General features: G+C 53.8%; 23 protein-coding genes. 13 read left to right on the plus strand and 10 right to left on the minus strand.

The genetic code is table 11. The features are described 5' to 3' along the window. Positions 1-294 precede the first annotated feature (294 nt). Positions 295-840: a hypothetical protein gene (locus tag EKK48_17040; GenBank protein RTL40158.1), complete on the plus strand. Its 546-nt coding sequence runs from the start codon at positions 295-297 to the stop codon at positions 838-840. A gap of 79 nt (positions 841-919) precedes the next feature. Here EKK48_17040 and EKK48_17045 read toward each other — a convergent pair whose 3' ends face one another. After that, complete coding sequence (locus tag EKK48_17045; GenBank protein ID RTL40159.1) at positions 920-1,993, minus strand: hypothetical protein; 1,074 nt, start codon at positions 1,991-1,993, stop codon at positions 920-922. Positions 1,994-2,376: 383 nt separating this feature from the next. Then, on the minus strand, positions 2,377-3,261 hold the full coding sequence (locus EKK48_17050; protein ID RTL40160.1) for a LysR family transcriptional regulator: 885 nt from the start codon (positions 3,259-3,261) through the stop codon (positions 2,377-2,379). Between the two features lie 77 nt (positions 3,262-3,338). On the opposite strand from EKK48_17050, the gene EKK48_17055 reads away from it, so the two are divergent. After that, positions 3,339-3,863 carry an N-acetyltransferase gene (locus EKK48_17055; protein ID RTL40214.1) on the plus strand — a complete coding sequence of 175 codons (525 nt, stop codon included), beginning with the start codon at positions 3,339-3,341 and terminating at the stop codon, positions 3,861-3,863. 251 nt (positions 3,864-4,114) lie between these two features. On the opposite strand, the gene EKK48_17060 is transcribed toward EKK48_17055, so the two are convergent. Next, positions 4,115-5,038, minus strand: a complete 924-nt coding sequence (locus EKK48_17060; GenBank protein RTL40161.1) for a hypothetical protein — start codon at positions 5,036-5,038, stop codon at positions 4,115-4,117. 643 nt (positions 5,039-5,681) lie between these two features. Here EKK48_17060 and EKK48_17065 point away from each other — a divergent pair. Together EKK48_17065 and EKK48_17070 are read left to right on the plus strand one after the other, a co-directional pair. Further along, positions 5,682-6,332 carry a mechanosensitive ion channel family protein gene (locus EKK48_17065; GenBank protein ID RTL40162.1) on the plus strand — a complete coding sequence of 217 codons (651 nt, stop codon included), beginning with the start codon at positions 5,682-5,684 and terminating at the stop codon, positions 6,330-6,332. Between the two features lie 59 nt (positions 6,333-6,391). Continuing rightward, complete coding sequence (locus EKK48_17070; GenBank protein RTL40163.1) at positions 6,392-7,477, plus strand: aminopeptidase P family protein; 1,086 nt, start codon at positions 6,392-6,394, stop codon at positions 7,475-7,477. A gap of 15 nt (positions 7,478-7,492) precedes the next feature. On the opposite strand, the gene EKK48_17075 is transcribed toward EKK48_17070, so the two are convergent. After that, positions 7,493-8,500 carry a hypothetical protein gene (locus EKK48_17075; GenBank protein RTL40164.1) on the minus strand — a complete coding sequence of 336 codons (1,008 nt, stop codon included), beginning with the start codon at positions 8,498-8,500 and terminating at the stop codon, positions 7,493-7,495. A 111-nt stretch (positions 8,501-8,611) separates the two neighbouring features. Then, on the minus strand, positions 8,612-8,815 hold the full coding sequence (locus EKK48_17080) for a hypothetical protein (protein ID RTL40165.1): 204 nt from the start codon (positions 8,813-8,815) through the stop codon (positions 8,612-8,614). Positions 8,816-8,851: 36 nt separating this feature from the next. On the opposite strand from EKK48_17080, the gene EKK48_17085 reads away from it, so the two are divergent. The 8 genes from EKK48_17085 (at position 8,852) to EKK48_17120 (ending at position 21,318) form a co-directional block, all read left to right on the plus strand. Next, positions 8,852-9,790, plus strand: coding sequence for a hypothetical protein (locus EKK48_17085; GenBank protein RTL40166.1), 939 nt, complete (start codon positions 8,852-8,854; stop codon positions 9,788-9,790). A 558-nt stretch (positions 9,791-10,348) separates the two neighbouring features. Beyond that, entirely contained in the window at positions 10,349-11,542 is a 1,194-nt protein-coding gene (gene dapC / locus EKK48_17090) for a succinyldiaminopimelate transaminase (protein RTL40167.1), read from the plus strand. A 68-nt stretch (positions 11,543-11,610) separates the two neighbouring features. Continuing rightward, positions 11,611-12,441 (plus strand): 2,3,4,5-tetrahydropyridine-2,6-dicarboxylate N-succinyltransferase, encoded by an 831-nt coding sequence (gene dapD / locus EKK48_17095; protein RTL40168.1) that lies wholly within the window; start codon positions 11,611-11,613, stop codon positions 12,439-12,441. Between the two features lie 6 nt (positions 12,442-12,447). Next, positions 12,448-13,590 (plus strand): succinyl-diaminopimelate desuccinylase, encoded by a 1,143-nt coding sequence (locus EKK48_17100; protein RTL40169.1) that lies wholly within the window; start codon positions 12,448-12,450, stop codon positions 13,588-13,590. 161 nt (positions 13,591-13,751) lie between these two features. Further along, on the plus strand, positions 13,752-15,938 hold the full coding sequence (locus tag EKK48_17105) for a glycogen debranching protein (GenBank protein ID RTL40170.1): 2,187 nt from the start codon (positions 13,752-13,754) through the stop codon (positions 15,936-15,938). 382 nt (positions 15,939-16,320) lie between these two features. Further along, positions 16,321-17,667: a Tat pathway signal protein gene (locus EKK48_17110; protein ID RTL40171.1), complete on the plus strand. Its 1,347-nt coding sequence runs from the start codon at positions 16,321-16,323 to the stop codon at positions 17,665-17,667. A 77-nt stretch (positions 17,668-17,744) separates the two neighbouring features. Further along, positions 17,745-19,115: a beta-glucosidase gene (locus tag EKK48_17115; GenBank protein RTL40172.1), complete on the plus strand. Its 1,371-nt coding sequence runs from the start codon at positions 17,745-17,747 to the stop codon at positions 19,113-19,115. 31 nt (positions 19,116-19,146) lie between these two features. Then, positions 19,147-21,318, plus strand: a complete 2,172-nt coding sequence (locus EKK48_17120; protein RTL40173.1) for a hypothetical protein — start codon at positions 19,147-19,149, stop codon at positions 21,316-21,318. Between the two features lie 183 nt (positions 21,319-21,501). On the opposite strand, the gene EKK48_17125 is transcribed toward EKK48_17120, so the two are convergent. From EKK48_17125 to EKK48_17145, 5 genes are all read right to left on the minus strand, one after another. Then, positions 21,502-21,951, minus strand: a complete 450-nt coding sequence (locus EKK48_17125) for a hypothetical protein (protein ID RTL40215.1) — start codon at positions 21,949-21,951, stop codon at positions 21,502-21,504. Positions 21,952-22,671: 720 nt separating this feature from the next. After that, positions 22,672-23,169: an AAA family ATPase gene (locus EKK48_17130; GenBank protein RTL40174.1), complete on the minus strand. Its 498-nt coding sequence runs from the start codon at positions 23,167-23,169 to the stop codon at positions 22,672-22,674. Further along, positions 23,163-23,690 carry a hypothetical protein gene (locus tag EKK48_17135; protein ID RTL40175.1) on the minus strand — a complete coding sequence of 176 codons (528 nt, stop codon included), beginning with the start codon at positions 23,688-23,690 and terminating at the stop codon, positions 23,163-23,165. Before EKK48_17135 ends, EKK48_17130 begins: the two co-directional genes overlap by 7 nt. An 11-nt stretch (positions 23,691-23,701) precedes the next feature. Further along, positions 23,702-25,099, minus strand: a complete 1,398-nt coding sequence (locus EKK48_17140) for a dihydroorotase (GenBank protein RTL40176.1) — start codon at positions 25,097-25,099, stop codon at positions 23,702-23,704. After that, positions 25,023-26,072, minus strand: coding sequence for an aspartate carbamoyltransferase catalytic subunit (locus tag EKK48_17145; GenBank protein RTL40177.1), 1,050 nt, complete (start codon positions 26,070-26,072; stop codon positions 25,023-25,025). The genes EKK48_17140 and EKK48_17145 overlap by 77 nt, the downstream gene beginning before the upstream one ends. A gap of 216 nt (positions 26,073-26,288) precedes the next feature. On the opposite strand from EKK48_17145, the gene EKK48_17150 reads away from it, so the two are divergent. After that, positions 26,289-26,468: a hypothetical protein gene (locus EKK48_17150; GenBank protein ID RTL40178.1), complete on the plus strand. Its 180-nt coding sequence runs from the start codon at positions 26,289-26,291 to the stop codon at positions 26,466-26,468. The last annotated feature ends 29 nt before the right edge of the window (positions 26,469-26,497 follow it).

Genomic DNA, 26,497 nt, shown 5'->3' on the forward strand with positions numbered 1-26,497 from the left:
ACCTTCTCGAGCTGGAGGATTGCCCTTGAAAGCTTGTTTAACTGCATTGGCTCGGCTCCGACCGCGCTCTTGCTTAAGGTCACGTCAATGGCCGGAAGAAGAGCGCGGCGGGGTCAAACCCGCTGCCTTTTCTTCTTGATTTTTATTACTATAAAGGGTAGTGATAAATGCGATTCGTGCAAGATTAAAGCTGCGGAAGCGGTGGCGTGTAGGGTAATTCCCGGTCTCAATAGCATGCGATTCATGCATATTCAAAGCAGCGATTTTTTGAGTTCGTATCGCGGAGGTGTAGAGATGACATTAGAACGCCGCAAATTTCTTCAACAGTTTACTGCAGCCTGTGGTGCGGGATTGGCTCGAATCATGGGATTTGGTATTGGTTCCGGGCTGATGTCGTCTTTGTCTGGTCCTAAGGCCGCGGCAGCCGAAGCTGTGGCACTGGGAGCCGGTTCCACCACGGTTCGAGCGCAGGTGCTGGCAGTAGTTGCGCGGCAGGCAATCAATGGAGCCCCCTGGAAGGAAATTTGTGCGGGTCCAATGCAGGTCAACAATATTTCGGTGGCGGAAGTGGAAACTGAGATTTTGCGACTCAAACGCCATACAGCTGACGGAAGTTGCTGGTGCGATTCATGTAGAGAAAAACGAGAAGCAGTTGTGGCTCGTCACGAGGAAAAGCTGAACAGCGTGGCTCATTCGCAGGCGGCACCGTGTGTTTGTGTTGAGTGTCGTTCATTTGTCGGAACTTTCAACGTTCAACAGAGACAGGCGTTGGTCGAAGAGTTGAAAGCAAGTGGTTTGTATGTAACTGGTCAACTGCCCACAAGGTGGGGCGGTCCGTAGTTTTCTTATATGCTTTAGTAGAATTCGTAAAAGTGAAAGGTGACAGAAATCTCGCTTGTTTGCGAAATCGCTGTCACCTTCACTCTGCTGTGTTTCCTGCGATCAGGAGGCGGTAGAGGTCTTCGTAAGACCGGCTCGCTTCCCGGCAGAGTGCCAGCTTGTCACCGCTGAGGAGACCTGACCTGGCCAGCTGATCGACTGCAGCACTGAAGCCCGAGAGCACAGCCGCTTCCTTCTGCTTGCGAGTCAGAGAGAACTCCAGCGAACCTCCAAGGTGTTCAACCCGGGGCGCGATGAAGATTTCAGCAGTGCGATTGTTCGGGTTCAGCTTTTGCGAGATGCGCCCCGAAATCAGTCGACCAACGGCAAAGAGCGCGCGACGCTGACGGGTCATTCCGCCTGAAACGTCGCAAGCAACGATGCGATTGGCGGGCGCCATGAAGTGACGCTGAACGATTCCAGTCGGGCAGTCACCGTAGTCGCTGAGCGCACCATCGAACAGTTGGCGTCCGCGGTACTCGATCGACTCCATAATGCCCGGCACAGCACAGCTGGCTCGAATTGCCAGACCGAGTGGGGCGGGCTTGTCGCTGATGCGAGTGGTGCGTCCCTTGTGAATCTGGAAAACACCGTGCGCGGTGAAGAGGATGTGATACTTGCCGCTCACAGCCATCGTCCAGAAGTTCTCGGGCCAGTCGGGCACGTGCTCATCGATGATGGCACCTAGCCCATCAGACTTCATGATTCCTTCGCGAATGGCGCGGCGCTCGATGGTCTTGGGGCGACGCGGCAGGTTGCTGCGAATCAGTTCGTAGAGAGTGCGGGTCTTGCTGAACAGTGTGGCGAAGTCGTAACTGATCACTTGTTCGACGAGCACTGGGGCTGGCATTCCGCCGGCGTAGAGGGCGCTGATGATCGAACCACCAGAGACACCGCCGATAGATTTCCAGGTCTTCACACCGGCGGTATCGCACGCGAGAATCGCACCGGCTCCGGTAAGGAACGCCCGAGTGCCTCCGCTGCCACACACGAGGTGCAGATTGGAGAGATTCGTCGCGTTCTTGTCGTGGTCTTGTATCGCGTTCATGACGAGCTCCTCCAATCTAGAGTGGTTGAATGAACGAGAGCTGCCCGTGTTAATACGTGACACCATTAGTGGTATCAATCGAGTGTTTGTGCTTGGGCAGCAGGGTTGTTTGAAGTTGTGGGGCTAAGAGAAGTTGTTGTGAATAGAGCAGGACATAAACTTAGCGCATGGCGTATATATCTCGAAAGCCGGAAACGCCCTATTTACGGGAGTTATCTCTGGCAGAAGGTTTGTTACTTCTGGCCAAGTTTGTGCAAATATTAAGCGCTCTTGACTTCCGGGTCAAAGTGTCACTGTTCTGGTATCTGGTTTGCCGTTGAAGTCGATTCGTAAGCTGTCAGAGTTTTCTTCGACTCAGCGGTCCAGAAACACAGCTGTCGCCGCAACACTTTGCACCGTTGCTGGAGAGACTCGAAAGTGCGAAATTCGCTGGGCCGGGTCGAATAATGTCACTTTTTAACGGCTTTCCGAATCGTTTTGACGAATTGATTGAGAACCGGATTTGTTTCATCAATCCAGATTGCTTTTACGCTAATGGATGCATTCAAGTCCGAAACCGGGATCAATACAACATCTTCTGGTTTTCTCGTCTTTGCTGTTTCGGTGATAAAAGTGGCGCCGATTTCGGCTGACACCAGGCTGAGGAGAGTGCTCTCATTAGTGCCTTCCTGAACCACATTGAGAGCGCAGTCCTTTTGTACGAAGCGAGAGAGGATCAAATCGTACAGAGATGGACTGCTGCTTCGCGCAATCCAGACCATTGGATAACTGTCCAGATCGGCTATACGGATGGACTTTCTGGATGCCAGCTGACTTGACTTGGATACTGCCAGCATCAGTTTTTCTTCTTCAAGTTCGATTGTGTTTACTTGTTGCTCGCGGGGCAGCCAATAGACAAATCCCAGGTCTAGCTCGCCTTTTGTAATCAGTTCTGCTTGCTCAATCGATGATGCCGGTACGAGATCGGTTACGACATTTGCGTTTACCTGGCGAAAGGTTTTCAGAATTTGTGAGAACGTTTTGTTGAACGTCACCCCATCAGCAAAGCCAATGCGCAGCAATCCAGCCTGTCCTTGATTGACGAGCTGGGTCAGTCGCACCATTTTTTCGCATTGAGAGAGCAGCTCTTTGCTCTGCGCCAGAAATACTTTTCCGGCGGCAGAAAGTCTGACTCCTTTAGAGAGCCGCTCGAACAGGCAGACGCCAAGCTCATCTTCCAGTTGCTTCATTTGACGGCTGAGTGCCGGCTGAACGATATTGAGTCGTTCAGAGGCTTTTCCGAAGTGTTCCAGTTCTGCGATCTGGACGAAGTACCTTAACTGTCTCAATTCCATGATTGATACCTTTTTGCTATCAATATGGCTTATTTTAACTATTGGACGTTATCAATGGCAAGGCGCAAAATGGTGGCATGTTCATAAGGGAGTGCAAGCGCGTGATTACAGTGAGTTCAATCGTTGTTAAACCATTTGAGTCCATTCACCAGGCATCTGTTGAAGCCCTGGTATTGCCGATTCAGCAAATCGAATTCGGTGTCAAGATCACACGGGAAGAGCAGCCTGATTTGATGTACATCGCTGATACGTTCTTGAGTGGCGGCGGCAATTTTTGGGTTGCACTCGATGGTGAGCGAGTTGTCGGCTGCGTTGGATTGGTCAATATGGGCAATGCCCAGGTGGCATTGAAGAAAATGTTTGTCGCTCGTGAGTATCGCGGTAAAGCAACAGGAGTTGCTCAAAGTTTGTTGGACACTGCCGTTCGCTGGTGCAGGAAAGGCGACATTGGGCAGATATTTCTCGGTACTGTAGAGCAGTTGCATGCAGCGCATCGCTTTTACGAAAAAAACGGTTTTGTGCAGTTGGCAAAGTCTGCATTGCCGGCGACGTTTCCGTTGGTTTCCGTCGACACCAGGTTCTACAAGTTGGATCTGGAGTGATAGCACGGATGTCCATGGAGCGCGCCCGTCCCGGGTGCACATGGCTCCGTCTGTCGTCGTGACCTGCACGGTCTGAACGACTTCGCGTCATACTATGTGATGTAGCAAGTCGAGCGAAAAGAAAGGGCGCTCTGGTTTCAGCCAGAAGTCGCCCTTGAGTAAAAATCGCCGTTTGTCTTGTCGAAGATGCCGCAGTGCTTTGCGCCGCCGATGTTACAGGCGATGCATCACTTTACTGTGAGGCATCCGCGTTACTTGCGATGCACCAGCGTGGCGAATACGTCGTTGATCGCCTTGATGCGGCGCTTGCTCTCGCGGTACTGCTTGTCGCTCAGCGTCTGGATGAGCGCAGGCAGGGCGTTCAGAACAGGCTGCAGCGCGGGCGTAAGTGCCTGCGTCGGTGTCGCCAGCGGCAGACCGGGACGATCGGGCGGCGGACCGTAGGTGATCAGCGCAGCCGACCGGCGCGCGTAGAAGATCGCCTTCGCCCAGTCAGACGGCAGGAGCCAGCTCAGTTCGTAGGCCGAGTTCGACATGGCGTCAGCGGCCGCGATGATCTTCTCGTCGGGCGTGAGCAGATAGAGCTCGGGCGCGCCGATCAGACCGGAGGCGTGAGTGACGATCGGGTCCAGGTGCTCGAACACGTCCTGGATGGACGAGGTCGAGGTGGGCAGCTCGTCTTCCGAGATCTGAGTGACCCGTTCGCGCAGGATGTTGGTGAAACCCTGGATGGCGAGTGCCACCATGAGCGGTATCTCGTTGCCGTCGCGATAGCTGTTCACGAGGCAGTCGGTCGATTCCGCGATGATGTCGGCGAGGGTCTTGTGCGCATGGGTGATGTTGCCGCAGTGCAGCGTCATCGCCTCGAACTTCGACGAGCAGACGAGGATGAGGGCGACGAACGACTCGCGCGACGTGGTGACGTTGGCGTGATCGTTGCTGGCGGCGGCGAGCAAAGCGCCCTGCTTGGCCCATACCAGCGCCTGTCCGAGAGAGTTGGTGCGCAGCAGCCCGTGGAAGTTGCGCATGGCGATGGTGAAGTGTGCAGAGGCGGCGGCGGGTTGATCGGTTTCGGTGGCAGTGAGCACGCCGTTGTTCAGACCGGAGCCAGTCGCGAGCACGTCAGCAGGCTGTCCGGAAGTAGAATCCGCAGAGGGAGTGCGACCTTGAGTCATGGAGAATCCTCAGGTTGAGGTTGATCATGCAGACTTCATGTTGACGATAGTCAACACGGAAATAAGGCTGAACTTAATTGAAATTAGAACTTTCGGTTAGTTGGCGACGCGGGGAAGAAAAAAGAAATTGCAACTGACGTTAGCAAAGGTCAGTGCTGCATTCCAAGCTTTCAAAGACAAAGAAATGTTTAGCGCAGTTCGAGGCAGATTAGGTGGTGCTCAGAAAGAACCGTATATGGTGCGCGAGGTTTCATGATTTACCACTATTTTTCTCTTGATAACCTGTCGTCTATATACACTCGTGTTGACTCGCGCAATCTGCGCTAGAAAGCTTTTCTTCCAGAGTAGTACCTCTTGAGAATCATGAGTTTTATTGAACGAAAGTCTCTATGGCAGGCGTTGTTAGCTTGTCAGGGTTTCCAGTAGCTTGGTAAGAGTATTTATCGCTTATTTCTACAAAGAACAAAGACTCTCTGGTTCAAACTCCTCTTTAAGTTCACCTCCCAGAAGTTTATTTGCGGAATTCATTCCGCGCGATTTGGTATCGCTTGCCCGACTGCCGCCGCCGCTCTCAGAGCTGTGCGCAGTTAGGTCAGGTGATTGTGACAACGCTTGTGTCAACGCAAGCTAAACGGAGATACCTATGCTCAAGTCACTCTCTGGAGTTTTTCGGAAGCTCTTTCCGGGAATTGTTTTGCTCACGCTGGCGTATCTCGCTGGAGGCACCGATGTCTTCAGCTCGACCGTCCACGAGCATTTTTCCAGGGCTCTGTCGGAATACGGCAGCAGCCTCGGTCCGTTCGCAGCGAACTTCCTCGCCGGCGCGCTCTTCTTCTGGGTGTGCTGGGCTGCGCATCCGCTGTTGAAGAGCTGGTACGAACGACTGCTCAATCGCACCGCGGCGTCAGATCGGCTCAAGGCTCTCGTCTCTCAGACGCTGAAGCTCAGCTACTGGTTCATCGCGGCCTTCGTGTCGCTGTCGTTCGTCGCACCTGACCTGCTCTCCAAGGTGTTCCTTGGTGTCAGCCTGTTTGGTGCGGCGATTGCCCTCGCTTTCAAGGACATTGCGCGAGATGGGATCTCGGGTTTCTTCCTCACCTTCAGTCCGCACTTCGGTCTGGGAGACACCATCGAGCTGGTTGGCACGACGATCAAAGGCAAGATCAGCGCCATCAGCTATGTCCAGACGAGCATCGAGACCGAAGAGGGCACCATCGTCGTACCAAATGGCGACATGTGGTCCAAGTCGGTCAAGGTGTACAAGGCGACGTCGGAGGCTGGACCTCGGTCTTAGCAACCGTTCTGAGCTTCGACCGTAATGTTATTCCGTGGGTGGTCTGCTAGAGTAAGCGCATGAATAAGCGTTTGAAAAAGCTCCAGAAGTCACTGGACACCCACGGAATCGACGGTCTCCTCGTTCGCACCGATGAAGGCGACAACCAGAACGTAGCTTACTTGAGCGGCTTCGGTGGGAGCACAGGCGTGCTTCTCATCACCGCCAAGAAGGCTTACATCATCACCGATGCGCGTTACTACACCCGTGCCACGGCTGAAGCTACCGACTTCAAGCTGGTGAAAGTGTTGCGCGGGAAAAAAGTGACAGAGCACATCAACGAAGCTCTCTCTCTGGCTGGTCTGAAAAAGGGCTGCAAAATCGGCTTTGAAGCCGCACACATACCTGTGCAGATAGCCAAGATCTGGAAAACTGATTTGAAGGCTAAGCTCGTGCCGACGGTGCATGTCGTCGAGAGATTCCGTCAGTACAAAGACGAGCACGAAGTGGAGCTGCTGCGTACGGCTTGCAAAGTCACCAGCCGTGTCTACAACGAAGTGGCGGCTTTGCTTGCTCCCGGGTTGACAGAAAATCAAGTCGCCTTCGAGCTCGACATGCGCTTGCGCAAGTATGGTGCTTTGACGAACAGTTTCTCTTCGATTGTGGCCAGTGGACCGAATTCGGCCGTACCTCATCACTCCACCGGCGATCGCAAACTTAGAGCTGGTGAGCCTGTGGTCATGGATTTCGGTGGTCTCTTCCCGGGCGGTTATTGTTCCGACATTACCCGCACTGCTTTCGTGCCAGGCAAGAAGCCAGACCCGAAGATGCAGGAGATTTACGAAATCGTTCTAAAGGCCAACAAAGCGGCTCGAAAAGCGCTTAAGGTGGGCATGCTCTATCGCGATTTCGACAAAGTCGCTCGCGATGTGATTCAGAAAAGCGGCTACGGTCAGTACTTCACTCATGGTCTGGGACACAGCCTCGGGCTGGTTGCACACGATCCCTACGACTATGAGAATGACCCATTCAAAGAGGGTATGGTCGTCACCGATGAGCCTGGCATCTACATCGATGGTTTCGGTGGAGTGCGCATCGAAGATGATCTTGTCGTCACCAAAGACGGTGTCGAATGTCTGACAAACGCCCCTTACTGGAAGTTTTAGACCGAGAATTCGGGACTAGGCTGGGATCAGTGAACGGCGCTCGCGCAGTTCCTGGACGAGTTTAGGTATCAAGTTATCGACGGGTCCGACTGTAGTGCCCAGGATGCCTCGGCGCCGCCGTTCCACAAGCCATTGTAGGAACAGCAGCCGACTCAATGTTTCTGCGTAAGGCAAAAGGGAGCGAACCTGGTCTGCGTTTCTGCCTGATTCATAGCAGTAAGAGTCGATTAGCTGCTCCCGGTAGTTGGCGAATTTGCCGTTCTTGTGATGGGTCATTGCCAGCGTGGCAAGGTCCATCAGAGGAACGCCAAGCACGGTGAACCAGGACCAGTCGATTATGAAAAGCCGCTCGTTGCGCACGATGATGTTTTCTGCGTAGAGGTCACCGTGCACGAGAGAGGTTGTTTCACCAGCTAATTTCGAGGCTAGTAGCGCTGCCAGTTGCTCCAGGAATTGCTGGTCAGCCTGGCTGGCGATACGCCATTCGTTCAGCAATCTGACCATGTCGCCCGTTAGTCGCTCGTAATCTGAGGGCAGCAACGTGCGCAACACATTGGTGTGAATAAGTTCGGCAGTTCTGTAGCTATATGCACGATGCAGCTTGGCAAGCTCTTCTCCGACCCGCCCGGCTAAATCGGATGTAGCTAATGTCTCCAGAAAACCGGTGCCGAGATCTTCCATGAACAGCGCTGTGAGCGGCCCATGAGTGGCTGTGAGATAGAGCTGGGCCGAATTGGAAATCGACGGTATCAGAATCTTTTCGTGCAGGTCCTGCTCGACATCCCACGGCGGCAGAACTTGCTTGTAGATGAGTGAGGAGGGCAACGCATCGTCGATGTTGAGCCTTTCCACATAAGACAGGTCTCGATGCCGCAGCAACTGTCGGCTCGAGATTTGTACAGGCTTCCCATAAAACTCAGACAGCCATGCGTCGAGCTTGTCTTCGGGCGCAGGCGTCAGAAGTGTGAGGCTTTGGTCTTCTTCTTGCTGAGTCAAACGAGTCACCGAGGTTGGTTTCTTCATTGTACTCCCGCATTACAACTCGGTTGCGGCGGGAGCGATGTCGACTGAGGTACTCGAACAACTTGGCTACAACCCGAGCGCAAGCTCGATTGGATTATCCGGGCAACTGCCCTAACAACGGAGGATTTTCTTATGGACGGTGATCACGGACATGGGGGTGATGGACATGGGCATAGTATGTCCCATGGTCATGTAGCGCACCATGCAGGCGGTGATGCGCATGGTGGACATGCGACTCACGAAGCGCTGCTCGTGGCCTTCAGCCACGGCGGCGATCACTCGGGTGTGCACAGCTTCGGTCATCATGCCAGCCATGCGCATCCTCACAACATGCAAGTCGTGCACATGGGTATGGGTCGGGAAGACACCAAAGGTGCCACCGATTCCAAGAGCGATGAAGAGCATCCTGGCGAGATTCGCACCTTCGTGGTGCACGTCGCGAACCACGGGCAGCCCAACATCCTCGAGGCGATCCAGCGCATCGCCCACAGGCACGACATGCTTCGCATCGACTTGTTCCGGCCGAACTTCGATCCGCTCGACGTTCTGAAGTACGAGCTGGCGGACTGGTCGGCGTACAGCGAGCCGTACCAGCACATCAATATGCCCGAGGGCTACTTCCCTGGAGCCACCGGGCGCACTCGCATCATTCGCCAGTACTGGCAGGTGGGCAAGCGTCCTCGCATGTTCGCGCTCAAGACCCTGCCTGTGTTCGACAAGGATGCGAGCACGTTCATCGAGCTCTCGGTCGTCCAGTGGCGATATGACTTCACTGGCGACTACGAGACCAAGCTCGTTCTCACCATCGGCTCTCTGCCCGTCTGGGACGAGGTCGCCTGTGCGTGGGGTTACAAGCGCACCCCGTTCGAGCTGCATCAGCGCGTCGCCATCAAGGTCTGCAATTACATCTTCGACTATCTCTCGGGGCTTGCTCCGACGAAGGCGTCGCAGATATTGCGGGCTCATGTGCGCGCGAAGTATCCGCCCGCGCCCGAAGACGACCGCCCTGACGGCGTCGTGGTCGGCACTCCGGCGGATGACGCTGATCTGTCGCACGGACGTCGAGAAGACCCCGAGAAACCGCCACCGCCTGCGACTCCGCCGGCTGACGATGGTGGCGGCGACGACTCTGATGGAGGTGAGGGAATCGCAGCACCGGAAACGGCAGGATTCGTCGCTTCAGGCGCGAACCTGGATGCAGTGGTCGGCCGCTCAGACGCTGTGCCCGCGAGCAAATCGCGTGCAGATGCGCATGGGAAGTCGGCGCTCGTCATCGAGCTCGATGACTGATTTGTCGGCGGAGACAGGAGTGCACCATCATGGTTGCGCCTGTCTCCGCCGTCTTTTTTTCTTTTTTCAGGCAGATAGCCTAAAATGTTTTTTTGCGCTATTAAATATTTGCGGTTCGGGACTTCTCTTCGCGTTCTTTCTTCAGTCTCTTGTTTGGCGCTTTCCTGCTTCGACTGAAAAATGTTGGTCAAACAGCCGAGATGAGAATACGAATGCGAAACATCGGCTTCAAGAAAGAGAACATGTTTTTCGCTCTGGAAGATTCTTCATGCTCCGATTGGGCTTTGGATCTCACCAGTCGCTCCAGTTCGTTGATGTCAATTCTCTGGAAATTCTTTTGAGTTGCTTGCTTTGTCATCGTTTTAGCCCTGCGCCACCGTTGATGCATTGAAGATAGCCTCACTTTTGTAAATAAAAACGGAATGGATTGTGACAACTTCAAATCGCTGGAACTAATCAAGAGCTGGAAAAGTGCAGAGGGAAGTGTGAATAATGGTGTCGAAATGACATTCATTGCCTCGACCTTAGTGCCCGCGGTCAATTACGCTCAGTGCATTCATGAATCCATTTCTAACCGAGCTACAGCCATATCCATTTGAGAAGCTCGCTGCCCTGAAAGCGGGAGTGAACCCGCCTGCGGGCAAAAGTGCCATCGTGATGTCTATCGGTGAGCCCAAGCATCCGTCGCCGAAGTTCATCAAAGACGCGCTCAGCGCCAATCTGGACGGGATCGCTGGTTATCCCACGACTGCCGGGCAGCCTGCACTTCGCCAGGCTATCGCCAACTGGCTTTGCCGCCGCTTCCATTTGAAGCCCGAGACGATGGACCCCGAGCGCAATGTATTGCCCGTAAATGGCACGCGTGAGGCACTTTTTGCCATCGCTCAATGTTGTATTGATGCGAAATCGGCTCCATATGTCTTGATGCCTAATCCTTTCTACCAGATTTACGAAGGAGCAGCTCTACTGGCCGGCGCTAAGCCCTGGTTCATCAACGTTTCGGAAGAGAGCCTCTTGCCCGATTTCGATGCCGTACCTGAAGATGTTTGGAGGCAGTGCCAGCTCCTTTATCTGTGTTCGCCGGGCAATCCAACAGGCGCAGTCATGTCGTCTGAGCTCCTCTGCCGGTTGATAGACCTGTCGCATAAATACAACTTCGTGATTGCATCCGACGAATGTTATTCAGAGCTTTATCCGCTTGAAGAAAATCCGCCCGTGGGAATTTTGCAAGCTGCCGCGGCGATGGGAGTGCATGATTATTCAAATTGTCTTGCCTTTCACAGTTTGTCGAAACGTTCATCAGTGCCTGGATTGCGCTCTGGTTTCGTGGCTGGAGATGCCAAAATCATCGAGCGTTTTCGCTTGTTCCGCACTTATCACGGTTGTGCCATGCCGCTGCCTACGCAGATGGCCAGCATCGCAGCCTGGCAAGACGAAGAACATGTTGTGGAAAATCGCGCTCTCTACCGTGAGAAATTCGCGCGTGCCATAGAAATTTTGCAACCTGTCACCCAGGTCGCCGAGCCTGAGGGCGCCTTTTACCTCTGGTTGAAGACCGGCGGCGACGATACTGCTTTTGCCCGTGATATGTTCGCAGAGCAAAATGTTACCGTTCTGCCTGGAAGTTATCTTTCTCGTCCCGTTTCAGGTATAGACCCGGGAGCCGGAAGAGTGCGCATCGCGCTTGTGCCTGGCAGAGACGAATGTCTCGAGGCAATAAGGCGAATCGCTGAATTTGTTGGGTCGCGTTAGAGCCGACCGGGCGCCTGATCTGAGATTCAGAAGTAACTAGAGTGTTCGACTAAGCAAAGTGAGGAGCAATGCAGAAGACAGAAACTATACAGGGAATCATTGAAGAAGCGTTCGAGAAGCGCGCGGAAATCACCCCGACAAAAGTGGACGCGCGGGTCAAAGATGCTGTAAATGAAGCCATTGCATTGCTTGATAGCGGAGCCGTTCGTGTGGCGGAAAAGCAAAGCGGCGAGTGGATTGTTAATCAATGGCTGAAAAAGGCTGTACTTTTGTCTTTTCGCATTCAAGACAATATGGTCATGGATGGCGGATATACCAACTACTTCGATAAAGTGCCGGCGAAATTTGCTGCTACCTCTGATGCGGAATTTCGTTCGGGCGGCATGCGTGTCGTGCCACCGGCAGCGGTGCGTCGCGGATCTTATGTGGCGTCAAGCGTCGTGTTGATGCCGTCTTTTGTGAACATCGGTGCTTATGTCGATGAGGGCACCATGGTAGACACCTGGGCTACGGTCGGCTCTTGTGCCCAGATTGGCAAAAATGTGCATCTCTCGGGTGGAGTGGGGATTGGCGGCGTTCTTGAGCCGATGCAGGCGAGCCCGACTATCATTGAAGACAACTGTTTTATTGGCGCAAGATCGGAAGTTGCCGAGGGTGTGATCGTCGAAGCAGGCTCTGTTATCTCGATGGGCGTCTATCTCGGGCAGAGCACGAAGATTTTCAATCGTGCTACCGGTGAGATTACCTACGGCAGAGTGCCTGCAGGATCGGTTGTCGTAGCAGGCAATTTGCCCGCCAAAGACGGCAGTCATTCTCTTTATTGTGCGGTAATCGTCAAGCAAGTGGACGAAAGAACACGCGGTAAAGTGGGAATCAATGAGCTTCTGCGTGATGTCTAGGAGAGTATTGTGTCTGTTCTCGAGCTGACAATTGATTTGATTAAACGCCAGTCTGTGACGCCTGAAGACGCTGGCTGTCAGGAATTGCTTGCGTCGCGTCTGGAGAAAATCGGATTTGTAGTCGAGCCGATGCAATTCGGTGATGTCAAAAATTTCTGGGCTCGTCGCGGAAAAACGGCACCTCTTTTCGTTTTTGCGGGGCATACAGATGTGGTGCCGACCGGTCCGAGCGAAGAATGGAAGGTGCCTCCGTTCGAACCAGCGGTTGAAGATGGGTATCTCATCGGGCGTGGCAGCGCTGATATGAAGGGCGGGCTCGCCGCGATGTTGCTTGCTGTTGAAGACTTCGTTGCGAAGAATGGGGACCATCAGGGCTCAATAGCATTTTTGATCACGAGTGATGAGGAAGGTCCAAGCGTTGACGGCACTAAGAAGGTCGTCGAGCGCCTGATCGAGCGCGGCGAGAAGCTGGACTATTGTCTTGTGGGCGAGCCGACCTCGGTGAACACAGTTGGCGACATGATCAAGAATGGGCGCCGCGGCTCGCTTACCGTGCATCTGACCATTCATGGCGTGCAGGGTCATGTTGCCTATCCCGAGCGAGTCGTCAATCCTATCCATCGATTTGCACCTGCTCTGACCGAATTGTGTGCGCAGGTTTGGGATAACGGTAACGAATATTTCCCGGCTACAACGATGCAAATGTCGAACCTCAATTCTGGAACTGGGGCAGATAACGTCGTTCCCGGGCATCTCAAGGCTGTATTCAATTTTCGCTTTTCTCCTGAAGTCACTGCTCAAGAGCTGGAATCAAGGGTTCGCGCTATTCTCGACAAACATAATTTGCAGTATGACGCTGTCTTCAAGCTCTCGGGCAATTCCTTCATGACTCCTAAAGGCACGCTGGTTGACGCCTCATGTCGTGCGATCAAAGAAGTTGCAGGCATTGATACTGAGCTTTCTACCACTGGTGGAACATCGGACGGTCGCTTTATTGCCCTGACGGGAGCACAGGTCATCGAGCTTGGACCGGTCAACGCGACCATTCACAAAATCAACGAATCAGTCCGCGTTGAGGATCTGGAGGCGTTGCGCAAGATCTACGCGAGAATTCTTGATTTGCTGCTCTGCCACCCGATTCAAGGTTGATTGTTTTAATACATCGCCGTGCGCATCTTTCACCATGGAGCGCGCGCGTCTCGCGTGCACTAATCTAGGTTTCCAATCATCTGCATTATTGCCCAACCAGGTGCCATGTTAGAGCGCTTAAGACCGGTGCGCTCGGTGTATAAGTCCCTCGGGACCCCGACATGAGCTGTTCAAGTGAGGTCGACAGGATGCACTTTTTTGTCCAGAGTTGGTTGCGTGAGCAGACTGAAGACGAACAGCTCGAGGTTTATTCCGTAGATTTGGGCGAGAAAGACGCACGGGACAGGCGTGAGTATTTAGTCACGAACGGCCTGGGCAGCTACGCTTCGGCGAACATCTGGGGAGCTAACACCAGGCGCTATCATGGGCTGCTGGTTGCTGCTTTGAAGCCGCCTGTGCAGCGAATGGTCTTGTTCTCTCGAATTGATGAGGTGGTCACTGTTCGGGGTGTTGAAACCAGTCTGGCCACGAACTACTGGAAATCAGGGGTTACATCTCCAACTGGATACGAGACGCTCAAGGGTTTCTCTCCCATACCTGTGCCTACATGGATTTATCAAGTCGACGGCGGGTTGTTGATCAAGCAAGTTGCGATGATGCCTGAAAAACAACAGGTGGCGGTCGGGTATACCTGGCATGCCGATCCGGTTCGTGGCACTGAGGCTGAATCCGCTCATCTGCGCCTGCATCTCCTCGTCAACTATAGAGACTTCCACAGTGCCACAGTGGGCTCGGATAGTTGGCAGTTCTCGCAACATCAAGACGGCGACCGGGTCCGCATATCAGCTTTTCCAGGCGCGCAGCCGCTGGACATCTACTTCGACAGGGGTACTTATACGCCGCTTTCGGATTGGTATAGGGATTATTACTGGCCTCGTGAGAGTGAGCGCGGGCTGGAGGATCGCGAAGATTGTTTTCACGTTGGTATGGTCAATGTTGAGCTGCGACCAGGACAGTCTGTCACCATATTTGGTGCTGTGGACAGCGTATTGTTGCGCAATATCGATGATGTGGTTAAGGTAAGCTGGGCTCACAAGAAAAGCCTTCTAGCATCTGCTGGGGCAGTTTCCGCGCCTATCGAACAGCAGGCGCTGATTCTGGCGGCTGATGATTTTGTTGTGCGCAGGCAGTCGACGAGAAGTAATTCGATAATTGCCGGATATCACTGGTTCTCCGATTGGGGACGCGATTCGATGATCAGCCTGCCAGGGCTGACGCTATCAACCGGTCGCCCGCAAGTTGCTCGCAGCGTGCTTGAGACTTTCGGTGCTTACTTGAGTGAGGGCATGCTGCCCAACTATTTCCCTGACGCGGGAACGGCTCCTGAGTACAATACAGCGGACGCGACGTTGTGGTGGGCTTTTGCCTTATTGCATTACTATCGCGAAAGTGGCGACGCGAATTTTATTCGTGAGCAATTACCGTTGCTCGAGAGTGTTGTTGAGTGGCATCAGAAGGGCACAAGGCATGGCTTGCGCATGGATCCCGTCGATTCATTGATTGCCGGTGGTAATGCTGGTGTTCAGTTGACCTGGATGGATGCGAAAGTTGGCGACTATGTCGTCACGCCTCGTTCGGGCAAGGCGGTGGAAATCAACGCTCTCTGGTACAACTTTTTAAAGACGATCGAGTTTCTCTACTGTGCCGTTGGTTCGGCGAGTCTTCTCGAAAACCCTCATGGGAAGCCCGGCTTGCTGGGGTCATCTAAGAAGTCGGAATACTATGCAGAAATTGCCGAACGGGTTCAGTCGAGTTTCAGTAAGTTCTGGAACGAGAAAGCAGGCTGCTTTCACGACTGCATACGCGATGATGGCACCACCGATTCATCTATTCGACCAAATCAGCTGCTCGCCGCCAGCCTCACTTTTCCTGTCGCTACGAAGGAACAAGCTCGGTCAATGTTGAAGATCGTGGAAGAAGAGCTGCTCACTCCCAAGGGCTTGAGGACGCTGTCTCCACACGACGCAAGGTATGCGGGAATCTATGGTGGTGGAAAAGTGCAGGCTAATCAGTACGATCGCGATATCACCTATCACCAGGGAACGGTCTGGCCATGGATGTTTGGACCATGGGTAGACTGCCGTATGTACGCTTATGGAAACGAGCCGGGGAATCATGAGCTGATTGCCGAAAAATTGCAGACCATTGTGCAACACATTTTTGGTGAGGGTTGTCTTGGTTCGATTTCGGAAATCTTTGATGGTGACGCGCCGCATGCGCCGCGAGGTTGCGTCGCTCAAGCCTGGAGTGTTGCAGAATTATTGAGAGTTTTGCGCACTTACCCCGAGCTTGTTGTTATTGATACCGCTTGTCATGAGAACTGCGAGTCAAGCGCTCGTGCTACATAGTTCAATCATTGCAATATTGCATCTGAGTGAATTATCACGTGCTGTGTAACTCGCGCAGCTGCGTCTATGGCAACGTCAACAGTTGAGAGGGCGTTCTGACGACACTTTCTGGCGAGGCTTGAAACACAACGTCATATTTCTGTTGATATTCCTTCACGCGCGAGACTTGTCTTGGCTTGTTATCAAACTTTAGGTCTAAAGATACTGTTTTGTTTCTTTCTTCATATCTTTTTCGAGCTTTTTAAACCTTTTGTCCCACTATCTCTACTGCTCTTTGATGCAATTGCGCATCGAGCACACTGACGTTCTCGAGCTTCTGGGAAATGATTCCCGGAAGGTCTACTCGGAGAGCGAATATCGGTCTAACTAACGAGAGACGACCATGACTAAATTCGCATCTGCAAAAAGAAAATCGCACCGCGTCAGAGACGAAGCCGTTCTCGAACGAGTGCAGCGAGCCACGTTTCAGTGGTTCGTCGATTGCCAGAATCATGACACGGGTCTGATCTGGGATCGCAGCCGTCCGGGATGCCCTGCCACCATTGCTGGTGTTGGCTTCGCCTTGACGGTATATCCGGTGGCGGTCCGTCGCGGTTGGATCAACCGCGATAACGCTGTTGCATATGCCGTCAAAGTTTTGCGCGTTCTTGCCAATGCTCCTCAGGGCGAAGGTAAGAGCGGCTACAGCGGTCATCGCGGCTTCTTCTATCACTTCCTCGACCCAGCTACAGGTTTGCGGGCTACGGCTCCGCAGTTCTGGGATTCCGAGCTTTCCACCATCGACACGGCATTGCTCATGGCTGGTGTGAGCTTTGCTCGTACTTACTTCAGCAAGCGAAACGGTCTCGAGAAGGAGATTCGCAGCCTCTGCACGGCGCTTCTCGAACGCGTCGAATGGTCCTGGATGATTCGGGCGGACAAGAAGATCCACCACGGCTGGACGCCGGAGAACGGCATCATCCCCCACGTTTACGGCGGCTACAGCGAGGCGCTCCTGCTCTACTTGCAAGCGCTGGCGCCGAAGAACCACCCCGCACCGGCGGAGTGCTGGACTTCTTTGCTGGACGGCGTGAAGGCTGAAAGCTTCGGCGGCAAGCCCTACATTGCCATGCCGGGCACGCCTCTGTTTTGCTATCAGTATCCGCATTGCTGGATTGATTTCCGGGGCATCGCCGATGATACCAATCGTCGGCTCGGCTTCGATTACTTCCAGAACAGCGTTCGGGCTACGAAAGCTCAGTATCGTTACAGCGTGGACAATCCAAACGGGTGGCGCGGCTACGATGAGCTCGACTGGGGGCTGACCGCCTGCGACGGTCCGGGCAACGAAACCAAAGTTGTCGACAATCGCGAGCGCACATTTCGCGGCTACAGCGAGCGTGGTTGCCCGCGGGGCTTCGATGACGGGACGCTGGCGCCGACGGCTGCAATCAGTTCGATCGTCTACACGCCGAGGCGATCGCTGCGCACCATGCGATTCTGGCTCAAGCATCGTCCCGAGATCTTCTCGGAAATGACCGGATTTGCTGATGCGTTCAACCCGACGTTTGATACGTCCAGATCGTCTGGCTGGGTCGGTTCGGACCGCGTCGCCATCGACCAGGGACCGATCATCCTGATGATCGAGAACTACCGCAGCGGCTTCGTCTGGGAGGTGATGCGCAAGGATCGCTCTCTGCGGCGGGCGCTGCGACGTGCAGGGTTCAAGGGCGGCTGGCTCGAGAAGTGAGCCGCCTGACGAGAAATTGAAGCTACGAAAGTCGTGCCCGATTGCGGGCGGCTGGCTGGAACAGTAAGGAGACCAGCATGACAAAAACAAGCTATGAAAAGTCGCGCCGGTGGAATGGCGCGCATAGCCCGGTGCCGGTGCGCAAGTTTGGCTTCGCGCCTGGTTTCGTATACGGTGCATCAACATCGGCTTACCAGATTGAAGGAGGCGTCGGCCCGGAGACTGGTCGCGGACCTTCGATCTGGGAGAAATATTTCGCCGATCGCCCGCACCTCGACAACGGCGATGTTTCCTGCGATCACTACAATCGCATGGAAGACGACGTGCGCATGATGAAGCGGATGGGTCTGAAAGCCTATCGCTTCTCGATTTCCTGGCCACGCGTCTTGCCGCTCGGCAAGGGGCGGGTGAACGAGAAGGGTCTCGATTTTTACAGCAGGCTCGTCGATGCCCTTCTGCGGAATGGCATCGAGCCTTACGTGACGCTGTATCACTGGGACTTGCCGCAAGCGCTGGAGGATCAAGGCGGCTGGTTGAACCGCGACACTGCGCACTATTTCGCTGATTACGCGGCTGTTGTCGCCCGGCGGCTCGGCGACCGCGTCAAATATTTCGGCACTCTCAACGAGCCCGAGGTAATTGTCGCGGGCTACATCGGCGAGGGTCTGGCGCCTGCGCTGCAAGACAACAAGCTGCGCGTCAAGGTGGCGCACAACTTGATGTTGGCGCATGGTCTGGCCACTCAGGCGCTGCGTGCCATCAACCCTGACTTCCAGATCGGTGTGACACTGAATCTGGTGCCTGCGGAACCGTCTGACGCGGGCAAATCTGCAGCTGTCGCGGCTGCTCGCCGCCACTGGCAGAGGAACTATGCGCTCTATCTGGACGCGATCCTCAAGGCTCAATATCCCGATGTGGTGCTGGATGAAATGGCAGAAACCGGCGTGGAGATTCACCCCGGCGACATGGCAATCATCTCGCAGCGCATCGATTACCTTGGCGTGAACTGGTATCTGCGGCACGTTGTCGATGAGCACGGCTCTGTAATCGATGTGCCGGGTGCGACCAGGACGCTGATGGGTTGGGAGATTCATGCTCCAGCCCTGACGCGCATGCTGGTCAGCATGAACGACGAGTATCAGTTGCCTCCCATCTTCATCACCGAGAACGGCGCAGCCCTGCCCGATACGCTGGCGAAGGGGCGCGTGCGCGATCTCGGTCGCATGACCTACATTCATGACCATCTCGTGGCGCTGGAGTGTGCAGTCGCTCTCGGCGTCAATGTTGCCGGCTATTTCGCCTGGAGTTTGATGGACAATCTCGAATGGTCACTTGGTTTCAAGATGACCTTCGGTATTGTGCATGTTGACCGCAATACGCTCAAGCGCACTGTCAAGGACAGCGGCTTGTGGTACCGGGATGTGATCAAGCTCCACCACGACGGATAGACCGGGAGATCTCTAGAAAAGGAGACATCCTATGTCTGCGAAACCATTCGTTCAGGCGGATGCGGCAAGCGACCAGGCGGTTGTCTTGCCTTCGCCAACCAAGCCCGACCTGACTGCACCCAGGCTGGTGCTCAAACAGGGCGGCACGATGGTCATGATCAACCCGCAGGGTATCATGACCCGCTCTCCTGACCATGCGCTCGGCATGTTCGCTGACGACACGCGCGGTCTACGCGAACTCGATTTGCGCGTGGATGGAAAACCGCTGCTCTTCGAGTCGGGCGGCGCTGATTCCAGCTATCATGCTGGTTTTCGCTACCGGGCACCGCTCGGTGGTATCGAGAACGGTGCCCTGAGTGCCGGCAGCGCTCTTGTCGTCTATGAAGACGATCTTTACTACAAGCTCGTCTTCAGCAACGATGGACTCGAAGCCGTCAGGTTTGATCTGGCAGTTTTGTTTAGCGCCGGATTCGAAGATGTCTTCGAGGTGCGTGGGTCGGATCGCAAACAGCGAGGTATTTTGTTGCCGCCTCAGGTGCTCGACTCTCACCGAGTCGAGCTTGCTTACGTGGGTCTGGACGGCGTGCACCGGTCGGTTCAACTCGATTTTGCCGGTCCGCAGCCGACGCTCCTGGCCGGGCATCAGGCGGTGTACAACATCGACCTTGATGCCGGTGCAAGCTGGCAGCTCGAATTGCGCGTCAGTTACAAGACCGACCAGAAGCCGCATCAGTGCCGACTCTCGGCGTGGTCGTTCGGTCAGGCACTTGCCTCAGCACAGAGCGAATTCAATAACTGGCTGACAGGCAACGCCGGCATCGAAACTTCTCATGCCGCGCTCAACAACGTGCTTCGCCGCGCCGTCGAAGACATCAACATGCTGCGCCTGGGTCATCTCGGTATCGCTGCCGGATTGCCTCAGTTTGCCGTGCCTTTCGGTCGCGACAGCGCCATCACCGGGTTGCAGACCTGCTGGCTCATGCCGGGGCTTTCGCGTGACATCATCGTTGCTCTGGCCTCGTACCAGGGCACCAAATACGATGCTGTAACGGCAGAAGAACCGGGCAAAATCATGCATGAACTGCGCACCGGCGAGATGGTCAAGACCGGTGAAGCGCCGTTTGGTCCGTATTACGGCACTGTCGACGCCACTCAGTTGTGGCTGATGCTGATCTCGGAATACACCAGGTGGACTGGCGATCTGGCTCTTTCGGCGCGCTTGTGGCCGCAAATCCAGGCGGCGGTATCTTTCTTGCGCAGACGCTCACGGCGCACCGGCTTTATCACCTATGGTGGACGACCCGGTGAAGCTCTGGCCAATCAGTGCTGGAAGGACTCGTACAACTCGATCATGTACAGTGATGGCTCGCTGGCTATCGCTCCGATTGCGGTGTGCGAGGCGCAGGGCTACATGTATGCGGCTTTTGTCGGCGTTGCCGAACTGGCTCGGAAGCACCGCAAGAATGCGTATGCTCGCCGCCTGGAAGCTCGTTCTTCGAAGCTCAGAGCGGACTTTCAGCGCCGCTTCTGGATGCCGGAGCGTGGTTTTGTTGCCCTGGCGCTCGATAAGCACCACAGGCAGTGCGATGTGATTTCGTCCAATCCCGGTCATTTGCTCGGGCTGGGAATTCTCACATCAAGGCAGGAGAAGCTCGTCGCAAAGCGGCTGATGGCGCCGGACATGTTCAACGGGTGGTTCATTCGCACGCTGGCAAGTTCGGAGGTCGCCTACGACGACTCTGACTATCAGCGTGGTTCCGGCTGGCCGCACGACAATGGATTGGCGGCTGTCGGCATGCGTCAAATCGGTCAATACGAGGACGCCATTAAGGTCTTCGCTGCTCATGTTGACATAGCCTCGGCGGCGAGCGACTTCCGTTTGCACGAGTTGTATTGCGGAAACGCGAGAACGCCTGAGTCCCGCGAACCAGTGCACTACAAAGTTGCATGCGTGCCTCAAGCCTGGGCAGCCGGTAGCATTTTGCACATGCTCAGGGTATGCGTGAATCCAGTGCCTCAAGGCAATACGGTGAGCATAGTCAATCCGCGTTTGCCGGATTGGTTGCACAGTCTCTCTATCAGCAGATTGCGTGTGGGTGGTGGGTCTGTTGATCTGCAATTCACGCGCAATGCTGACGGTACGACCAGCTCTGTTGTGAAATCTGCCAACAACGCGAAGGTTAAGCTGGTGCGTAAGCGCTAGTGGAGTCACCGTAAGTCGGGTCACCCTAAGTCGGGTCACCCTAAGTCGGGTCAGTGAGTGGTCTGGGGCAATCTTGTTCCAGACCACTTTCGACTTTTCAGCGTAGAAAAATTTTCCGCCGTTATACTACTGCATGTCGCACTTGGTTGATTCGCTCGGTTGTCTCTCGTGCGTTCGCGGAATCTAATATCCGCCCGGGCGACTAGCCACCTTCGCAACTCCCGACATTCCGTGTCCTCCATATCTAGCCTCTGCGTAACGGATTCCAGCCACGAGATTAGATAGCGGGTCGTGAATGTTGGTGTCGAGTCCTGGAAGTGCATACCGGTGAAAGGTGGATGGAATAGTCTGCATCAATCCCGTAGAAGGGTGTCCTTCTTTGGCATTGATGTCCCAGTTGTTGGTAATGTTCGGGTTCCAGCTGCTTTCTCTGGTGACGATTTTGTTTACGGCAGCTTCGTTTTCAGGCGTTACAGGAATACCAGCCAGTTCAAGCGCCTTATCAATCAACTCTTTTCGAGCGCCCACGGGGACATTGTCGCCTACAGCATGTGAGTCGAATCCGCCGTTTGCGCCACCACCGGCCTCAGCGCTCTGGTTGAAACCGTTGTAGTGTCCGTGATTGTAGTGCATGCTGCTATAAGCTCGTCTCAAGCGCTCGGATTCGTGCGGCGCATGTCGGCTCGTGCTGACTACTGTTTTATTACCGTTGGGATTTTGGCTGTCGTCCGAAACAACCTCATAGTCGTGCTGAACATGGTGGTGTTTGTCCAGATGTTCGTCTTCTACGAGTTTGAGATGTGGAAGAAATCCCTTTTTGTGGAGGTCATCGTTGATCTTTTCCAGATCTTTCTGGAACTCATGAGGGTGCTGTCGGCGCAGATGTTCAATGTCTTCATAGACGTGTTTGAAGTCGTGTGGATTGTGCTTTAAGTGTTGCTCGATGCGTCGCTCGGTTTCGTTGACGTGCTGCGTGTGCAACTGCTCGGCATTAGCATGCGAATGACTGTGATGGGGATGATCATGGTGATGATCATGGTGATGATCGTGGTGACGTTCTGCCACGGACGGGACTCCGTTATTAGTAAGGGTTCAGGGTTATGGGGTGAGAGGTGGTTTCGGGCTGATGGGCTTGAGGACGGCTGGAACTAACAGCGTTCAGGGTTCAGGGGAATGTTTCTTTCGTTCCTACAAGATAACAGGCACCTTGTGTCGTAGCTGTGGCAATCCCGATCTATTTTGACAATTTCTAGAGAGTTCGATTTGTTGAATCCAATGCAATTAGAGGAAATTCGCGGGATTCTCAGAACCGGCCCTTGTCGATTAGCGCGCGGGCCGCGTGCGTTCCATGACTTACGAGCCCGGGAAGAAGAATCGGAAGTCGTTCTCGTCGTTGCCCGGACGGATTATTGCCAGTTTGCCTTCGCTGCGTTGCGGTCTGCCTGAACGGTTCAGTTCCATGAACATATTGGCCACGATATCGTCAGGCACGACTCGTTCCCGACTGGCGTTTCGTTTTAAACAGACATCCAGGGGAACATCCAGCAGCCACAGTTGGATGTCTGTGTAACCGGCTTTCTGAGCACGCTCCAGCAGTGGTTTGCGTTGGCGCGGATTTAGATTTGTGTTGTCGACAATGATGTCCAGTTCTTTCGATAGCGCATCTTCCAGGCGTTCGAAGAAGATTCTAAAGACCTCTTCTTTGTCGCCTTGTTCCGCGGCGTTTCCATACAGTTCTTCTCGTATTGGGTCAGCACTGAGGCAATGGAATCCCTTCTCAACGATTTTCTTCGCCAGCGTCGTTTTGCCCGAGCCTGGGATGCCAACGAGTAGTATCAGTCGTTTCAAGATTCCTTATCCTCCGTCTTCTTGCCTTGTTCTGCCTGTTTTTGCTTTTGTTCTAGTTCTTGTTCCTGTTGTTGTTTCTCAGCGGCGTCTTTTTCCGCGTCTTTCAATTTATTGTCTTCATGTGCCCATTTGACCCAAAATCCCGACACAATGAGCGCCATGAACAAGTAGATGAAAACTAGAACCAGGCGCCCGATATAGCGCGAAGGCGTAGCGTCTGTGGCGTATTCTTCAAGCCAGGTGTTGCAGTAGAAAAATAATCCGACCGAGCAAAAGAACGCAGATGTGGCAAAATTAGCCATTTTTGCCCACTTCGAGTAAACACGCCATGACCAGATTGCCTGCATGACATAGCCCATTCCGAAGAGAAAAATGGCGATGCCCACGTGCTGGTAGCGTGTCAGTGAGATGTAGTGCTGCAGGGGTGTCTTGAACGCGACGAGGGCAATCAAACCCATGGTAAGTATGAATCCGTACTTACTTACTCGTCTCCATAGCTTATTGAAAATGGAGTCACCGCTCATGATTTTGAAAATCAGTTTGACTTGGAATGGCTTGTAGAGAGCGCCGGCATATGTTGCAGGTCGCAGTAGATCTGGTTGCCCTGGTATATAGTGAGCAGATTTTTGCCGGTCATTTTGCGTTCGTTGAACGGTGAATTTATGCTCTTAGAAAATCCGTCTTTGGTTTGATAAGTCCATATAAGCTTTGGTTGGAGCAGTGCGAAATTAGCTGTGCTGCCCTTTTCGAACTTGCAAGTGCGGTTCAAAATGTGTGCAGGTTTTGAAGTGAGGAGTGCCACCAATTTGTGCTCGTCCAGTTCACCTGACAGGACCAACCGTTCGTAGCAAAGCGCGAAGGCAGTCTCTAAGCCGATTACACCAAAAGGTGCCTCGTCAAAAGTTTTTGCTTTGTCTGAGCGACTGTGCGGTGCATGATCTGTAGCGATAGCGTCGATAGTGCCGTCTTTCAGCCCGCGCACGCATTCCGCTTGATCCGCTTTTGAGCGCAAAGGTGGGTTCATCTTAAAGGAAGTGTCGAAGTCTTTGATATCTTCATCCGAAAGAACGAGGTGGTGCGGGGTGACGTCTGCTGTGACGCGCAGTTTGTCTGCCTTGGCTCCGCGAATCAAATTCACCGAAGCGGCAGTTGAAACATGGGCGAAGTGCAGGCGGCCACCTGTTTGACGAACAATTTCTATCTCACGAGCGATGCAAGCTGACTCGGCAGCGGGCGTGATCGAAGCAAGTCCAAGTCTTGTGGCGGTTGGCGATTCGTTGATGCATCCGCCTGCAGCAAGATCTCTGTCTTCAGCGTGGCTGATGATGAACCGTTCCGCCAGCTCGGCGTATTCAAGGGCGCGGCGCAGCACCGCTAAATTACTGACTGGCAAACCGTCGTCTGAGAAAGCGGCAACGCCCATGGATGCCAGCTCTACCATTTCGGTGAGCTCGTTTCCTGCCATTCCTTTAGTGACGCACGCGACGGGCAGCACTTCGATGCAAGCACGCTCTGAAATGAGCTGGCGAATTCGCGACATGACAAGAACGTCGTCTGTGGGCGGGTCGGTGTTGGCCATGGCGACCACTGTCGTGTATCCGCCGCAAGCAGCAGCTCGCGTGCCTGTGAAAATGTCTTCTTTGTTTGATTGTCCCAGGTCGCGTAAATGCGTGTGCAGGTCAACAAATCCGTGCGACAACCAGAGTCCCGAAGCGTCGATGATTTCTTCGTCTGGCGATTCTTTGGCACTGTCGATGTGTTCGGCTAAATCTACTATTTTTCCGTTTTCGACGCGCACATCCAGCCGATGTTTTTTCGAATCATCAACGAGTAAACCATTCTTGATCAGCAAAGATCTAGCCACCGTTTGCAGTCCTTTGTTTGGATTGGTTGTGCTCCGACATAAGAAGGAATAGAACAGCCATACGCACAGCGATGCCGCTGGCCACCTGGCGACTGATCAATGACACATTGGGATCGTCCATCAATTCGTCTGTAATCTCGATGCCGCGATTGACTGGTCCTGGATGCAGCACATGCACGCCCGGTTTTGCCAGGCTCAAGCGTTTGTGATCGATGCGATATAGTCTCTGGAATTCACCGATGCTTGGTATCAGCCCCTGTTGTTGGCGTTCCATCTGCAATCGCAAGGCGATGATGAAGTCAGCGTTTTCGATGGCTGGTTCGAGGCGGGAATGCACAGTGGCGCCCAGAGTATCGAGATATTTAGGAACCAGGGTAGGTGGACCGGCAACGTGGATATCTACGCCGAGCTTCTTAAGCAGCGAAATGTTCGAACGCGCTACTCGTGAATGGGTGATATCGCCAATGATGGCAATTTTGCAGCCGGTGACGCTCGGACGTATTTCGAGCATGCTGAACAGATCGAGTAAAGCTTGCGTTGGGTGTGCGTTCCACCCGTCGCCGGCATTGATGACATGAACCTCAGGTGTTAATGCTTTGGAGAGTTTGTGCGCTGCTCCTGAAGAAGAATGCCTCTGGATTACCGCGTTGACACCCATTGAGACGAGCGTCATGGCTGTGTCTTCGATTGTTTCGCCTTTTGTTACCGAGGAGGTTTTGATGTCCAGATTCAATACAGAGGCGCCGAGCTTCTTCGCTGCCAGCTCGAAACTGCTGCGGGTGCGCGTTGAATTTTCGTAGAATAAGTTTGCGACAATCTTGTTGTTCAGCACCGAAAGTGGTGCGCGTGTTGTCTCGTGCAATTTTTTGCACTTCACGGCAAGCGCCATCAGGCATTCGATTTCGGGCACTGTCAGGTCGGCCGTATCGAGTAAATGTCGGCGTTTTGCCCAGGCTTCCACGCCCGGCGTATCGAACGGAATAAGCAAAGTGCTTTCTTTGTCAGAACAATTCGGATCTGCGACTGAGAGCTGATCTGCCATTTGCAAGCCTGCGAAACTTAGCTTTGTCAGTGAGTATCATAAGGCATTCGCCAGTTAATTGCGCTTAAGAAGGTCGTTTGGGGGTTGCCAATATATATCCTTTCTACTAACATCTTGATGCGTTTGGAATCCACAATTGGCGCTGGTGCTGATGAAAGTCGGTGCGAGATTTGTGCTTGCAATCGTTTACATGTTTGAAACGGAGGGCTGCCACCCATGTCAAATGACAACTCTACCGATGATCTGCAGCGAAGCAGTTTTGCGAATAACTACGCAAGCCGTTTGCTCAATCGGGTTCTGACCGATAGGAAGAAAGCCGACACGAAAGTGACTACGGCTGATGCAGCCAGGTTTGCCTCCCGCGCCGAATCGAAAGAACTGGTTTCTACCAAATAAGCGGGTTTCGGCTGCTAACTATTTTCACT

Source organism: Candidatus Melainabacteria bacterium (assembly GCA_003963305.1).
Classification (GTDB): Bacteria; Cyanobacteriota; Vampirovibrionia; order Obscuribacterales; family Obscuribacteraceae; genus PALSA-1081.